The sequence below is a fragment of the Pseudomonas sp. JV245A genome, assembly GCF_032424515.1.
GTDB classification, from domain to species: Bacteria; Pseudomonadota; Gammaproteobacteria; order Pseudomonadales; family Pseudomonadaceae; genus Aquipseudomonas; species Aquipseudomonas protegens.
In genome coordinates, this window is record NZ_VYKE01000015.1 from 39227 (window position 1) to 53086 (window position 13860).

General features: G+C 62.7%; 13 protein-coding genes. 4 read left to right on the forward strand and 9 right to left on the reverse strand.

Going from position 1 to position 13860, the window contains the following annotated elements; translation table 11 throughout:
* Positions 1–55: 55 nt before the first annotated feature.
* Together fadD1 and fadD2 are read right to left on the reverse strand one after the other, a co-directional pair.
* Positions 56–1747, reverse strand: a complete 1692-nt coding sequence (gene fadD1 / locus F6S12_RS06945) for a long-chain-fatty-acid--CoA ligase FadD1 (RefSeq protein ID WP_011062852.1) — start codon at positions 1745–1747, stop codon at positions 56–58.
* Between the two features lie 340 nt (positions 1748–2087).
* A complete protein-coding gene (gene fadD2, locus F6S12_RS06950) occupies positions 2088–3776 on the reverse strand; it encodes a long-chain-fatty-acid--CoA ligase FadD2 (RefSeq protein WP_011062853.1) in 1689 nt (562 codons plus the stop codon).
* Between the two features lie 214 nt (positions 3777–3990).
* On the opposite strand from fadD2, the gene F6S12_RS06955 reads away from it, so the two are divergent.
* Complete coding sequence (locus tag F6S12_RS06955; RefSeq protein WP_123431341.1) at positions 3991–4935, forward strand: alpha/beta hydrolase; 945 nt, start codon at positions 3991–3993, stop codon at positions 4933–4935.
* A gap of 49 nt (positions 4936–4984) precedes the next feature.
* On the forward strand, positions 4985–5455 hold the full coding sequence (locus F6S12_RS06960) for a MaoC family dehydratase (RefSeq protein WP_015636732.1): 471 nt from the start codon (positions 4985–4987) through the stop codon (positions 5453–5455).
* 67 nt (positions 5456–5522) lie between these two features.
* Here the strand turns inward: F6S12_RS06960 and F6S12_RS06965 are convergent, their stop codons facing one another.
* The 4 genes from F6S12_RS06965 to F6S12_RS06980 form a co-directional block, all read right to left on the reverse strand.
* Positions 5523–6389 (reverse strand): HlyD family secretion protein, encoded by an 867-nt coding sequence (locus tag F6S12_RS06965; protein WP_011062856.1) that lies wholly within the window; start codon positions 6387–6389, stop codon positions 5523–5525.
* A gap of 10 nt (positions 6390–6399) precedes the next feature.
* Positions 6400–6606, reverse strand: coding sequence for a DUF1656 domain-containing protein (locus tag F6S12_RS06970; RefSeq protein WP_011062857.1), 207 nt, complete (start codon positions 6604–6606; stop codon positions 6400–6402).
* Positions 6593–8581, reverse strand: a complete 1989-nt coding sequence (locus F6S12_RS06975) for an FUSC family protein (RefSeq protein ID WP_174395797.1) — start codon at positions 8579–8581, stop codon at positions 6593–6595. Before F6S12_RS06975 ends, F6S12_RS06970 begins: the two co-directional genes overlap by 14 nt.
* Before the next feature lie 157 nt (positions 8582–8738).
* The gene (locus F6S12_RS06980; RefSeq protein ID WP_011062859.1) at positions 8739–9206 is read right to left on the reverse strand and encodes a ferritin-like domain-containing protein; all 468 of its coding nucleotides are present in this window, start codon (positions 9204–9206) and stop codon (positions 8739–8741) included.
* A gap of 232 nt (positions 9207–9438) precedes the next feature.
* On the opposite strand from F6S12_RS06980, the gene F6S12_RS06985 reads away from it, so the two are divergent.
* Together F6S12_RS06985 and F6S12_RS06990 are read left to right on the forward strand one after the other, a co-directional pair.
* The gene (locus tag F6S12_RS06985) at positions 9439–9675 is read left to right on the forward strand and encodes a DUF3820 family protein (RefSeq protein ID WP_015636734.1); all 237 of its coding nucleotides are present in this window, start codon (positions 9439–9441) and stop codon (positions 9673–9675) included.
* Positions 9676–9688: 13 nt separating this feature from the next.
* Entirely contained in the window at positions 9689–10879 is a 1191-nt protein-coding gene (locus F6S12_RS06990) for an aminotransferase class V-fold PLP-dependent enzyme (protein WP_015636735.1), read from the forward strand.
* A 114-nt stretch (positions 10880–10993) separates the two neighbouring features.
* On the opposite strand, the gene F6S12_RS06995 is transcribed toward F6S12_RS06990, so the two are convergent.
* Genes F6S12_RS06995 through zwf form a run of 3 tightly spaced genes read right to left on the reverse strand, consistent with a single transcriptional unit; the run spans position 10994 to position 13846 of the window.
* Positions 10994–11659: a bifunctional 4-hydroxy-2-oxoglutarate aldolase/2-dehydro-3-deoxy-phosphogluconate aldolase gene (locus F6S12_RS06995; protein ID WP_015636736.1), complete on the reverse strand. Its 666-nt coding sequence runs from the start codon at positions 11657–11659 to the stop codon at positions 10994–10996.
* A 17-nt stretch (positions 11660–11676) separates the two neighbouring features.
* Complete coding sequence (gene pgl / locus F6S12_RS07000) at positions 11677–12390, reverse strand: 6-phosphogluconolactonase (RefSeq protein ID WP_019094569.1); 714 nt, start codon at positions 12388–12390, stop codon at positions 11677–11679.
* Positions 12377–13846, reverse strand: a complete 1470-nt coding sequence (gene zwf / locus F6S12_RS07005) for a glucose-6-phosphate dehydrogenase (RefSeq protein ID WP_015636738.1) — start codon at positions 13844–13846, stop codon at positions 12377–12379. The genes pgl and zwf overlap by 14 nt, the downstream gene beginning before the upstream one ends.
* Positions 13847–13860 lie beyond the last annotated feature (14 nt).

The window sequence follows — 13860 nt, forward strand, 5'->3', positions numbered from 1 at the left end:
CGCCGCCCAATAAAAAAGCCCCGCACTGGCGGGGCTTTTTTGTGGGCGCTGCGGCTTACTTCTTCACGCCGAGCTTCTTCAGCTCTTCGTCACGCAGCTCGCGGCGCAGGATCTTGCCGACGTTGGTGGTTGGCAACGCATCGCGGAACTCAACAGCCTTGGGCACCTTGTAGCCGGTGACATTGGCACGCATGTGCGCCATCACCTGCTCCTTGGTCAGGGTCACGCCCGGCTTGACCACGATGAAGATCTTGATGGTCTCACCGGATTTCTCGTCCGGCACGCCGATCGCCGCGCACTGCAGCACGCCCGGCAGCGAGGCCAGTACGTCTTCCAGCTCATTGGGATAGACGTTGAAACCGGAGACCAGAATCATGTCCTTCTTGCGGTCGACGATGCGGATGTAGCCATTGGGCTGGATCAGCGCGATATCACCGGTCTTCAGCCAGCCTTCGCTGTTGAGGACTTCATCGGTGGCATCCTGGCGCTGCCAGTAGCCCTTCATCACCTGCGGGCCCTTCACGCACAGTTCGCCGACTTCGCCCAGGGGCAGCTCTTCCCCGGCGTCGTCCACCACCCGGCACAGGGTCGAAGGCACCGGAATGCCGATGGTGCCGATCTGGATGTTCTGGATCGGGTTGACCGTGGCCACCGGGCTGGTCTCGGTCATGCCGTAGCCTTCGCAGATCGGGCAGTTGGTCACTTCCTTCCACCGCTCGGCCGCCGCCAGTTGCAGGGCCATGCCACCGGACAAGGTGACTTTCAGCGCCGAGAAATCCAGCTTGCGGAACGCTTCACTGTTGCACAGGGCGACAAACAGGGTGTTGAGGCCGACAAAGCCGCTGAACTTCCACTTCGACAGCTCCTTGACCATCGCCGGCAAGTCCCGCGGGTTGCTGATCAGGATGTTGTGGTTGCCCATGAGCATGATGGCCATGCAATGGAAGGTGAATGCATAGATGTGGTACAGCGGCAGCGGGGTGATGAGGATCTCGCAGCCTTCATTGAGGTTTGAGCCCATCAGCGCCTTGCACTGCAGCATGTTGGCCACCAGGTTGCGGTGGGTCAGCATGGCGCCCTTGGCGACCCCGGTGGTGCCACCGGTGTATTGCAGCACTGCCACGTCGCTGCTAGCAGGGTTGGCTTCCTGCACTGGCTGGCCATGGCCCTTGCGCAGAACGTCATTGAACTTGACGGCCTGCGGCAGGTGATAGGCCGGCACCATCTTCTTCACGTACTTGACCACGCTGTTGATCAGCAGGCGCTTGAGCGGCGGCAGCAGGTCCGCCACTTCGGTGACGATCACGTGCCTGACCCCGGTCTTGGGTACCACGGCCTCTGCCAGGTGGGCCATGTTGGCCAGGCAGACCAGGGCCTTGGCGCCGGAGTCGTTGAATTGGTGTTCCATTTCCCGCGCGGTGTACAGCGGGTTGGTATTGACCACGATCAGGCCGGCGCGGATCGCACCGAATACCGCGATCGGGTATTGCAGCAGGTTGGGCAGTTGCAAGGCGATTCGATCGCCGGGCTGCAAATCGGTATGCTGCTGCAGGTACGCGGCAAAGGCCCCGGACAGTTCGTACAGTTCACCGTAGGTGATTGTCTTGCCGAGGTTGCTAAAGGCCGGTTTGTTAGCGAAACGTTGGCAGGACTGCTTCAACACCGCCTGAATATTCGGATACTCGTCTGGATTGATATCGGCAGCAATCCCAGCTGGGTACTTATCCTTCCAAAAGTCTTCGATCATGGAAGCCCACTCCTCAGCAACGCGAATTCATCACCGCATTTGATGCGATTATTATTTGTCTGTGTTTTTTATTGGTGTCTATTGTTGGTGAGTCTGGCTTTTACTTAGGCCGAGAAGTCACAAAGCGCGCCGAGAGTAGCAGCTTTGGAAAAGGCCGACTAGAGCCAAAGAAGGCCTGAATAGTCACAAAAATGACTCAAGACACTTAAATGGTCACTTTTAGAGTAAAAATTCTACCCGCCTGAATTCCGCTCTGGCCCGGGGCTTTGCGCCCCTCGGAATGCAGAGCGGGCAAGCTGGTTGCGCCAACCGGCTTGCCCGCCAGGTAAAAGCCCTGGGCTCAAGCGATATCGCGCAACTCGCGGCGCAGGATCTTGCCCACCGGGGTCATCGGCAAAGAGTCACGCAGCACAATGTGCTTGGGCACCTTGTAGCCGGTGAAATTCTCTTTGCAGTAGGCCTTGAGCTCTTCAAGGCTGACCCCCGCCTCACGCGGCACCACAAACAGCTTCACCGCCTCGCCGGAACGCTCGTCCGGTATACCGATGACTGCACAGTTGGCGACTTTCGGGTGAGCCATGACCACATCCTCGATCTCGTTCGGGTACACGTTGAAACCCGAGACGATGATCATGTCCTTCTTGCGATCGACGATGCGCACGAAACCGTCCGGATCGATCACCGCGATATCACCGGACTTGAACCAGCCCTCGGCATCCAGCACTTCGGCGGTGGCCTCGGGTTTGTTCCAGTAGCCCTTCATGATCTGCGGGCCCTTGATGCACAGCTCGCCCCGCTCGCCCAACGGCAGCTCGACGCCCTGGTCATCGATGATCTTCAAGGTGGTGCCCGGTACCGGCAGGCCGACGGTGCCCAGCCGCGAACGCTCGCCATAGGGGTTGGTACAGGCCACCGGCGAGGTTTCGGTCAGCCCGTAGCCTTCGGTGATCCGGCAGCCGGTCAGCTTCTGCCAGCGCTCGGCGGTAGCCTTGACCAGGGCCGTGCCGCCAGAGTTGGTGAGCTTCAGATTGGAAAAATCCAGGTTCTTGAAATCCGGGTGATCCATCAGTGCCACAAACAGCGTGTTGAGCCCCAGTAGCGCAGAAAAACGCCACTTCTTCAGCTCCTTGATGAAGCCGCCGATGTCCCGCGGGTTGGTGATCAGCACGTTGTGGTTGCCGGTCACCATCATGCACATGCAGTTCGCGGTGAAGGCATAGATGTGGTACAGCGGCAGCGGCGCGATCATCACCTCCTGGCCTTCGCGCCACTGGGTGTGGCCGTCGGGCCCATGCTGGCCGAGGCAGGCCCGCGCCTGCTGCATGTTGGCCACCAGGTTGCCGTGGGTCAGCATCGCGCCCTTGGCCAGGCCGGTGGTGCCCCCGGTGTACTGCAGCACCGCAACATCGTCGTGGCCCACCTGCAGCGGCTTGATGCTCTGGCCACGCCCCAGGCGCAGGGCACTCTTGAAGGAAATGGCCTGGGGCAGGTGGTAGGCCGGCACCATCTTCTTGACCTTGTCCACCACGGTATTGATCAGCCAACCCTTGGCGCTGGGCATCATGTCGCCCATCCGGGCCTCGATCAGGAACTGGATATCGGTATCCCCCAGCACTTCCTGGACCTTCTGGCCGAAGATGTTCAGGTAGACCAGGGCCCGGGCCCCGCAATCCTTGAACTGGTGGCGCATCTCCCGCGCGGTGTACAGCGGGTTGGTATTGACCACCACCAGCCCTGCGCGCAAGGCTCCGAATACCGCGATCGGGTACTGCAAAACGTTGGGCATCTGCACCGCAATACGGTCTCCCGGAACCAGATCGGTATGGCTTTGCAGATAACCGGCGAAGGCCGCGCTGTAGCGTTCCAGCTCGGCGTAGGTGAGGGTCACGCCCATGTTGCTGAAGGCCGGGCGATCAGCGAATTTCTTGCAGGAACGCTCAAACACCTCGATCACCGACTTGAAGGCCCCCAGGTCGATCTCGTTGGGGACGCCAGCGGGGCGCTTATCATTCCAGAAATCAGGTTGCATTATTCTTGTCCTCTCTTGTACCTGAGCTGTCCGGGCCGCCACTGCAACGCTCTCAGGGGCGGGGCTCCTCGGACGTTAGCAGCTATGGCGATTCAGGCAAATATGCGCAAGTGTGTCATTAATTTTGTGAATCTTGCTTCCAACGGGCGCGCGAATCAGACGCCCAGGCACCGATGCGCTATAAAGTGCAGCGTCTTCGAGCAAAGGAATCGCCATGACCCATGACACGTTCTGGTTGACCACGAGCGACCACCACCGCCTCTTCGTCAACCAGTGGCTGCCCGAACCGCCACTCAAGGCGGTGGTCCTGCTGTCCCACGGCATGGCCGAGCACAGCGGGCGCTACGCGCGCCTGGCCCAGGTCTTGTGCGCCGAAGGCTATGCCGTCTACGCCCCCGACCAGCGAGGCCACGGCAAGACGGCGGAACAGGGGGTACTGGGCCACTACGCAGACCAGAACGGCTGGAGCAAGGTGGTCGGCGACCTGGCCAGCCTCAACCAGCACATCGGCCAGCAGCACCCCGGCACGCCCATCGTCCTGCTGGGCCACAGCATGGGCAGCTACATCGCCCAGGCCTATCTGCAACATCACAGCGCCAGCCTGCACGGGGCGATTCTCAGCGGCTCGAATTTCCAGCCGGTGGCGCTGTACCGCGCCGCCAGCCTGATCGCCCGCATCGAACGCTGGCGCCAGGGCGGCCAGGGGCGCAGCGCACTGATCGAATGGCTGTCCTTCGGTTCGTTCAACAAGGCGTTCAAACCCAATCGCACCGCCTTCGACTGGCTCAGCCGCGACCCGGCGGAAGTCGACAAGTACGTGGCCGATCCATTGTGCGGCTTTCGCTGCACCAACCAGTTGTGGATCGATCTGCTGGGTGGGCTGCAGCAAATCAGCAAGATTGCCAACCTCAAGCAGATCGATCCGGGCCTGCCGCTGCTGGTAATGGGTGGTGAATGTGATCCGGTGAGCGCTGGCAAGCGTCTCAAGGATCTGGCCAACGCGTTGCGCGAGGCCGGCAGCCAGTGCCTGCAACTCAATATCTACCCCCAGGCACGTCATGAGCTGTTCAACGAAAGCAACCGTGACCAAGTGACCCACGACGTGCTGGCCTGGCTCGACCAGGCCCTGCAGCACCGCCGGCCACCACGGTCGGAATAGCCGGTGCGCAGCCAGTGCGCTTATTTATCTGTCAGAGGATTTCAGCAACATGACCCAGGTAACCAACACGCCTTACGAAGCCCTGGAAGTCGGCCAGACCGCCCAGTACAGCAAGACCGTCGAGGAGCGTGACATCCAGCTGTTCGCCGCCATGTCCGGCGACCACAACCCGGTGCACCTGGACCCCGAGTTCGCCGCCGCCACCACGTTCAAGGAGCGCATCGCCCACGGCATGTTCAGCGGCGCGCTGATCAGTGCCGCCGTGGCCTGCGAGCTGCCTGGCCCGGGCACCATCTACATCGGCCAGCAGATGACCTTCCAGAAGTCGGTGAAGATTGGCGACACCCTGACCGTACGCCTGGAGATCCTCGAAAAACTGCCCAAGTTCCGCGTGCGCATCGCCACTCGCGTATTCAACCAGCACGATGAACTGGTTGTGGACGGCGAAGCCGAAATCGCCGCTCCGCGCAGAAAGCAGACCGTGACCCTGACCACCCTGCCAGCCATCACCATCGGCTGAGTCTCGCTCCCCAGGAGCCGGCTTGCCGGCGAAGGCTATGCCGGCGCTTTCGCCGGCAAGCCGGCTCCTACTGTTTGCCGCCCTCCTCCACCTGCACACTGGCTGTCATGCCGGCGCTCAGGTTGATGCCTTCGGGCACCTTGTCGAGCTTGATCCGCACCGGAATCCGTTGGGCCAGGCGTACCCAGTTGAAGGTCGGCTCCACTTCCGCCAGCAGTTGCCCGTCAGGCGTGGCATTACGGTCGGTGATCCCCCGGCTGATGCTTTCCACATGGCCTTGCAGGGCATCACCGGCGCTCATCAGCCAGACCTTCACCGGGTCGCCGACCTGGATCCGCGGCAGCTTGGTTTCCTCGAAATAGGCCTGGACATAGAAGGTCGAGTCATCGATCAGCGCCATCACCGGCTGCCCGGCATTGACGTAGTTGCCCTCGGCCAGGCGCAAGTTGGTGATATGCCCGTCACGGGGCGCATGCACCTGGCTACGGGCCAGGTTCAATTCGGCGACCTTGGCCTCGGCCTGGGCCTGGCGCAGCTCGCCACGGGCGATGCCGGCGTTGATCTGGGCGTTCTCGCGCAGCTCGGCGCTGATGGCCTGGGGGCCAAGAGCAGCGCGGCGGCTGGCTTCATGTTCGCGCAGGCTCAACTGCTGCTGGCGGGTCTGCACCACCGCCTGGGCTTTTTCCAGGGCGGCCTCGAAACGGTCGCGGTCGATACTCAGCAACAGCTCGCCGGCCTTGACTGGCTGGTTGTCCGCCACCTTGAGCTCGCGCACCCAGCCGGACACATCCGGGGCGACTATCACCACGTCGGCGCGGATCCGCGCATCGCGGGTCCAGGGCGTAAGCATGTAGTACTGCCACAGGTGATAACCGGCAAAGATCGCCACCGCCACCAGGCAGAGGGTAAACACGACACGTACGGGTGTACGCATGATCAACTCCTTATAAGGGCCCCAGGACCAGCGTAATGACCGTCAAGACACAGACGTACAGGGCACAATCGAACAGTGCTTCGTGCCAGATCCAGCGGCCCAGCCCGGTTACCCGCACCAGCATCCGCAGGGCACCGGTCAGCACCAGCGCCAGCACCACATAAATCAGGAACGGGCTGAGCAGCACCCCGCCCAGCGACCACTCACGCAGCCCCATGACTTTCCTCCTGCTGCCGGCACCAACTGCGCCAGCTGCTTTGCAATTGCACGACGGCGCCCTGCGCCAGTTTCAACGCATCACTGGGCGGCTGCTGCCCCAGCGCCTCCAGCAGGGCCACGCTGGGCTGCTCCAGGGCATCCTGACGACTGCCCGCCGGGCCTTGTTCCAGGGTGCGCTGCAGGTGCTCGAAATAAGCTCGCTGCGCGGCGCCGACCGGTACCTGGGCCACCGCCAGGCTCAGGCGCAGGTGCATCAGTTCGTCGCCGATATCCAGGCCCAGCAGGCCATCGTCCCAGCGGCTGCGGGCCGGCTCCGGCAGTTCCGGATAATGCCGCGCCAGTTGCAACAGGCGGTCGGCCATGCGCCCGCCAAACCAGCTTTCCGCACCCCGCAGGTTGCGCCGGGTCAGGCGCACCAGGTCGTGCAGGGTCGCAGCCAGCAGGCGCCGGCCGTGCCACGCCGGGTTGCGCAGGATCAGCAGATGGAAGGCCAGCACCGCAGCGCCCACCCCCAGCACCATGGCCTGGGCGTTATTGAAGAAACTGGCAACATCGAAACTCATGCGGTTCATCGGCGAGATCAGCACGATGAAGTGCAGGCAGAACGAAGTGGCCGTGGCGCCGATCTGCGGCTTGGCCATGCCCAGGGCGCCGAAGAACAGCGGCACGCCCATGGCCATCGCCAGCATCGGGAAACCGCTCCACTGGGGCAGCAGGATCTGCCCCACCACGAAGGCTGCCGGAACCGCCAGAAAGATCCCGCGCATGAAGCTCATGCCGATCTGCGCCCCGTTCTCGCGGCTGGCGAACAGGCTGCAGACCACACAGGTCAGCAGCATCGCCCCGGAGGCCGCGGGCCAGGCGGTGGCCAGCCAGAAGCTGGCCACCGTCAGAAAAGCCAGGGCGCTGCGGGCGCCGAATACCAGGGCCAGCGACAAGTCGCGGTGAGGTGTCAGCGTCGCCGGCTGCACCATTGCCCCGCGCCCCTCCTGCACCGCTTCCAAGGCCTGGGTGGCAGCCAGGGCGGTGTCCAGCAACAAGCTGAAACGCGCCAGGCAGTAACTCTGCGCCGGGCTGATCGCCCCATCGCGGGAGGCCTCCAGCACCCGTGGCGACAAGGCTTGCAGGCTGGCCCCATCAGCGCTGTCCAGGGCCGCCAGGACCTGATCCATCCACGGCTGCAACCGCGCGGCTTCGACGCTATCCAACTGCTTCCACTGGCGCCGCACCGAACGGGAGATACGCAGCAGCATCAACAGTTTCTGGCTCAAGCCACCGATCGCCCGGGCCCGCTGGCGGCCCAGCGGGCCTTCGAACCAGGCATGTTCGCGCTGGGCATCGACGGCGACGATGCGCCCGAGGATCTCCAGCAGGCCCTTGCGGGCCTGGGCATCCCCGGCCAGGGTGGCACGGGCCGCCTGCATCCCGCTGTGCCAGGCGCTGCGGGCCTGATCGGCCAACTGTCGCTCGACGCGCAGCGGCCAGAGCAGCGCGCTGCTGGCGGTGGCGCAGATGATGCCCAGGGAAATCTCCGTACAGCGGGCCACCGCCTGGTCGAAGATCCCCAGGGGATGGCTGATGGCCGGCAAGGCAATGATGGCCACGGTGTAGCCGGCCAGCACGAAGGAGTAGGACCAGGCACTGCGCAACAGGGTCGAACTGGCCGTGCACAACCCCAGCCACAGCGCCAGGGCCAGGAGGAACAGCCAGGGGGTCTGGGCGAACAGCCCCATGAACAGCACCGACATAAGGGTGCCCACCAGGGTCCCCAACAGCCGCGCCAGACCTTTTTGCAGGACCATGCCGGACAGCGGCTGAGCCACGATGAATGCGGTCATCAGGGCCCAGGCCGGTTGCTCCAGCCCCCAGCGCAATGCCAGCCACAGCGCTACCCCACCACCGAGCAGGGTCTTGATCGCGAACTGCAATGCAGGAAGGTTGGGAGCAAGCAGGGCTTGCAGGGTAATGGGCACGGCTGGCAACTCTTGGCAGGACAAACACAACGATAGTCGCGATAGGCATCAGCGAAGCTGGGCTAATTATTAGCTAGCTAACTAAATACCGTCCAGCATTAAATTACCGGCATAAAAAAACGCCAGACTGGCTGGCGTTTTTGACAGGTTTTGACCCTTACGAACGGGCGCGTGCCTGGTTGCGCAGGGCTTTGACCTGGTCGTGATTGCGTTGCACGCCGTGGTACTGGCGCTCTACCACGTCACGAATGCCCACCAGGTTGTGCTTGTTGATCTTCTCCAGAGCCTCCTTGTAAGCCTTCAGTGCATGGTCTTCACCACGCTCGGCCTCGTTGAGCACCGCCTCCTCGTCCTTGCCGGTCACCAGGGACTTGAGGTCGACCCAGCGACGGTGCAGGTCGCCGCTGACACTGGTGGAGGTTTCCGGATCCCCGCCCATGGAGCGCACTACCGACTGCAGTTCTGCCGCGGCCGTGGCGCAATCGGTGGAGCGCTTGATGAACAGCGCCTTGAGCTCGGGGTGCTTGATGTCTTCGGCACAGGTCTTGAACCCTTCCTGACCGTCCTTGCTGGTCTCGATCAGGCTGTTGAGTACCGAAATAGCTTCTTTATTCAAGTCAGTCATTTTCTGGTTCCTTGTGGGTTGCGAGAATTGGGTTAACTCGAGAGTTGAGTTAGTTGAGTTAACTGTTGCACCCGCCATGCCAGACTTGGATTATATTTTTATTCCTTGTTATTCAATTACTTAGAAAATATACAAAAATCTGTATCCGAGTTATTTGCATGATCTGTCATTTGGCCTCCATGCAGAATGCCTGTATTTTCCAAGGCTCTTGAATGACACGACAGCCCCCGCCATGACCCCTGAAACTCTTGAACTGCTGGTCACCCGGGAAATGCCCTTCGGCAAATACAAGGGCCGAATCCTGGCCGACCTGCCCGGCCCCTACCTGAACTGGTTCGCCCGGGAAGGTTTTCCCAAGGGCGAACTCGGCGGCCTGCTGGCCCTGATGCAGGAAATTGACCACAACGGCCTTAGCGACCTGCTCGATCCCCTGCGGGCCAAACACGGCAAACCCAAACCCCGTCACTGAAAAAGAGCCCTCCATGCCAAGGACTGCAGCCACACTTGCCCACGACGAAGATCATTGGCAGGGCATCGCTCGCCAGTTCGACATCGAGCCGGGGCCGATCAACCTGGAAAACGGCTACTTCGGGCGCATGACCCGCAGCGTGGCCCAGGAGTACCAGCACAACATCCAGTGGGTGAACCGCAGCAACTCGCTGCTGGTGCGCCAGCGCTTCGAGCAGATCGACGCGCTGGACATCCGCCGCCAACTGGCGGCGCTGCTGCAGGCGCCGGAAAACGCCGTGGCCCTGACCCGCTGTGCCTCCGACGCCCTGCAATCGCTGATCCGCAACTACAACCGCCTGCAACCGGGCGACCAGGTGCTGCTCAGCGACCTGGAGTACGACACGGTCAAGAGCGCCATGCGCTGGCTGGCCCGCCAGCGCGGCGTCGAAGTGATAGAGATCGTCCACCGGCATCCTGCCAGTTTTGACAGCCTTGTAAGCACCTACAAAGACGCTTTCGAGCGCTACCCACGGCTCAAGCTGATGCCCCTGACCTATGTCACCCATCGCAGCGGGCTGGTGATGCCGGTCCGGGCGATTGCCGCCGCCGCTCGGGAACACGGGGTCGACATCATCCTCGACGGCGCCCACGCCCTGGGCCAGATCGACTTCGACCTTTGCGACCTGGGCATCGCCTTCGCCGGTTTCAACCTGCACAAGTGGATCGGCGCACCGCTGAGCCTGGGCTTTGTGTATATCCACCCCGAACGCCTGGAAGACATCGACCCGGACATGGACGAGTTCCATTTTCCCCGTGACGACGTGCGCGCCCGTACGCCCTACAGCACGCCAAACATTCCGGCGCTGATGACCCTGCCCCGGGTGTTCGAGGAACACCGGGCGATGGGTGGTGCGGCGGCCAAGGGCGCGCGCCTGAACTACCTGCGCCATAGCTGGAGCGAAGCGGTGCGCGAAATGGACGGGCTGGAAGTCATGACCCCGCAGGACCCGCGCCTGTGCTGCGCCATCAGCGCTGTGCGCTTCACCCGCCACCAGGACCAGCAAGCCCTGGCGGATCGCCTGCTACGGGACTACAACCTGTTCACCGTGGCCCGCAATGGCGCAGGGTTCGGCACCTGCATCCGCATCACTCCGGGGCTGACCACTCCCCTTGCGCATATGCAGCAGTTGATCGAAGCCCTCACCGACCTGGCCGGCCGGTAAGCCCTGCCCGCCTGTCGCGCGCCGGGCAGCGCTATTCTCCAGGCAAAAAAAAACGGTGCGCCGACCAAGCGCACCGTAAAGCCGTAGAACACACCAACGAATCGGGTAGAACCTTCAGTCCAGCAGGGCCAGGGCCTCGGCCGTGCACTCCTGGATCCGTGCCCAGTCGCCGTTCTTGATCCACTCGGGATCGAGCATCCAGCTACCGCCGACACACATCACATTCTTGAGCGCCATGTAGCTCTTGATATTGGCCGGGCCGACGCCGCCGGTAGGGCAGAACTTGACCTCGCCGAACGGCCCGCCCAGGGCCTTGATCGCCGCCACGCCACCACTGACTTCCGCCGGGAACAGCTTGAAGCGGCGGTAGCCCAGGGCATAACCCTCCATGATCCCGGAGGCATTGCTGATCCCCGGCAGCAGGGGAATCGGGCTGGCCACGCTGGCTTGCAGCAGGTCGCGGGTGATGCCCGGGGTGACGATGAACTGCGAACCTGCCGCCTCCGCCGCCACCAGCATCTGCGGGTCGAGCACAGTGCCGGCACCGGTCACCAGCTCCGGGCGCTGTTCGCGCAGGATCTGGATCGCCTTGAGGCCGAACTGCGAACGCAGGGTCACTTCCAGGGCGGTCAGGCCGCCGGCCGCCAGGGCATCGGCCAGCGGCAGGACATCCTGCTCGCGGGCAATGGTGATCACCGGCAGGATCCGCGCCTTGGCGCAGAGGCTGTCGATCAGGGCAACTTTGTCCGCCATGGAAACGGTCGGGGCGAGGTTTGTCATAGCGGCTGATCCTTGGCTCATGGGCACCAGTAAATCTCTAACGGGGTTTGCAGGAAGGCGCGAATCGGCATTTCGGCGACAGCGTCACCAGCCAGTGCGGCGCTCAGGGTGGTCAGCTTGGACTGACCGGAAATCGACAACAGGCTGTTGCGGGCCGAAGCCAGCAATGCCCGGCTCATGCTCAGGCGCTGATGGGGCACGCTGGGCGCCAGCATCGGCCAGCAGCGACGAGTGCCATCGGCCTTGAGCGCTTCAGCCAGGTTCGGGCTGTTGGGGAACAGCGACGCGGTGTGGCCGTCATCCCCCATGCCCAGCACCAGCACATCGATGCCCGGCAGTTCGGCCAGCAGACTGTCCGCTTGCAGGGCAGCCTCTTCAAGATTGGCCGCCGCACTGTAGAGGCCGAGGAAGCGAGCCTTGGCCACCGGCCCCTGGAGCAGGTAGCGCTTGAGCAGGCCCGCATTGCTGTCGGCATGCTCCACAGGCACCCAGCGCTCGTCCGCCAGGGTGATCAGCACCTTGGACCAATCCAGCTCCTGCTTCACCAGAGCCTGGAAAAACGCCACCGGGCTACGGCCACCGGACACCACCAGGGTGGCGTTGCCGCGCGCGGCAATGGCCTCGCGCAGCAGCTCGGCGACCTTCAGCGCCTGGCCTTCAGCCAGCAGCGTGGGGCTGCGGAATTCGTGGGCGCGCACGCCCGCCGGCAGTTGCAAATCAGATATCGCCATACCAAGACCTCCCATCCCGCGTGATCAGTGCAATGGAGCTCATCGGCCCCCAGGACCCGGCCGCGTACGGCTTGGGCGCATCGCCGGATTTCTTCCACCCGGCAATCAACTGGTCACACCACTTCCACGCGGCTTCGATTTCATCTTTGCGCACAAACAGGTTCTGATTGCCGCGCATCACTTCCAGCAACAACCGCTCGTAGGCATCGGGGATCCGTGCACTGCGATAGGTATCGGAAAAATTCAGCTGCAACGGACCGCTGCGCAGTTGCATGCCCTTGTCCAGGCCCTGCTCCTTGGTCATCACCCGCAACGAGATACCTTCGTCCGGCTGCAGGCGGATGATCAGCTTGTTGCTGATCTGCAGGCGCTGCTCGGGGGCGAAGATGTAGTGCGAGGGTTCCTTGAAGTGGATGACGATCTGCGACAGCTTCTGTGGCATGCGCTTGCCGGTGCGCAGGTAGAACGGCACACCGGCCCAGCGCCAGTTGCGGATATCGGCGCGCAGGGCGACGAAGGTCTCGGTGTCGCTCTGGGTGTTGGAGTTTTCTTCCTCCAGGTAGCCCGGCACCGACTGGCCTTCGCTGTGGCCGGCGATGTACTGGCCGCGCACCACCTGGGTGGTCAAGCCTTCCGGGCTGATGGGCGCCAGGGCCTTGAGCACCTTGACCTTCTCGTCGCGGATGCTGTCGGCCGAAAGGTCGGCCGGCGGGTCCATGGCGATCAGGCAGAGCAATTGCAGCAAGTGGTTCTGGATCATGTCCCGCAGCTGGCCGGCCTTGTCGAAATAGCCCCAGCGACCTTCGATGCCGACCTTCTCGGCCACGGTGATTTCCACATGGGAGATGTAGTTCTGGTTCCACTGGGTTTCGAACAGGCTGTTGGCGAAACGCAGGGCAATCAGGTTCTGCACCGTTTCCTTGCCCAGGTAGTGGTCGATCCGGTAGATGCGGGTTTCCGGGAAGAACTGCGCCACCGCGTCGTTGACCTTGCGTGATGAATCCAGGTCCGAGCCGATGGGTTTTTCCAGGACCACACGGGTGTGCTGGTTGAGCCCGACCCGGGAGAGGTTTTCGCAGATCGCGCCATACACCGCCGCCGGCGTGGCGAAGTAGGCAATCAGGCGCTGCTCGCTGCCGACACGTTCGGCCAGGGCGACGTAGTCCTCGGCCTTGAGGAAGTCCACATGCAGGTAGCTCAGGCGGGCGAGAAAACGCTGCAGGACCTGGCTATCGATATCCTTGTCGCCGACATACTTGTGCAGCTCGGTTTCGATATTCGCCAGGTGTTCCTGCTCGCTGCCAGGCTCGCGGGCCAGGGCCAGGATGCGCGTGTCGTCATGCAGCAAACCGGCGGCATCGAGTTGGTACAGGGCAGGAAACAGCTTACGCAGCGCCAGATCGCCCAGCGCGCCAAACAAGGCAAAGGTGCAGGGTTCAACCGTTATCGAAGGCATGATGTTTGTTCTTT

Excerpts from the sequence above, each read along its gene's own strand:
- fadD1 (WP_011062852.1), bottom strand. The coding sequence starts at position 1,747 with ATGATCGAAGACTTTTGGAAGGATAAGTACCCAGCTGGGATTGCTGCC.
- fadD2 (WP_011062853.1), bottom strand. The coding sequence starts at position 3,776 with ATGCAACCTGATTTCTGGAATGATAAGCGCCCCGCTGGCGTCCCCAAC.
- F6S12_RS06955 (WP_123431341.1), top strand. The coding sequence starts at position 3,991 with ATGACCCATGACACGTTCTGGTTGACCACGAGCGACCACCACCGCCTC.
- F6S12_RS06960 (WP_015636732.1), top strand. The coding sequence starts at position 4,985 with ATGACCCAGGTAACCAACACGCCTTACGAAGCCCTGGAAGTCGGCCAG.
- F6S12_RS06965 (WP_011062856.1), bottom strand. The coding sequence starts at position 6,389 with ATGCGTACACCCGTACGTGTCGTGTTTACCCTCTGCCTGGTGGCGGTG.
- F6S12_RS06970 (WP_011062857.1), bottom strand. The coding sequence starts at position 6,606 with ATGGGGCTGCGTGAGTGGTCGCTGGGCGGGGTGCTGCTCAGCCCGTTC.
- F6S12_RS06980 (WP_011062859.1), bottom strand. The coding sequence starts at position 9,206 with ATGACTGACTTGAATAAAGAAGCTATTTCGGTACTCAACAGCCTGATC.
- F6S12_RS06985 (WP_015636734.1), top strand. The coding sequence starts at position 9,439 with ATGACCCCTGAAACTCTTGAACTGCTGGTCACCCGGGAAATGCCCTTC.
- F6S12_RS06990 (WP_015636735.1), top strand. The coding sequence starts at position 9,689 with ATGCCAAGGACTGCAGCCACACTTGCCCACGACGAAGATCATTGGCAG.
- F6S12_RS06995 (WP_015636736.1), bottom strand. The coding sequence starts at position 11,659 with ATGACAAACCTCGCCCCGACCGTTTCCATGGCGGACAAAGTTGCCCTG.
- pgl (WP_019094569.1), bottom strand. The coding sequence starts at position 12,390 with ATGGCGATATCTGATTTGCAACTGCCGGCGGGCGTGCGCGCCCACGAA.
- zwf (WP_015636738.1), bottom strand. The coding sequence starts at position 13,846 with ATGCCTTCGATAACGGTTGAACCCTGCACCTTTGCCTTGTTTGGCGCG.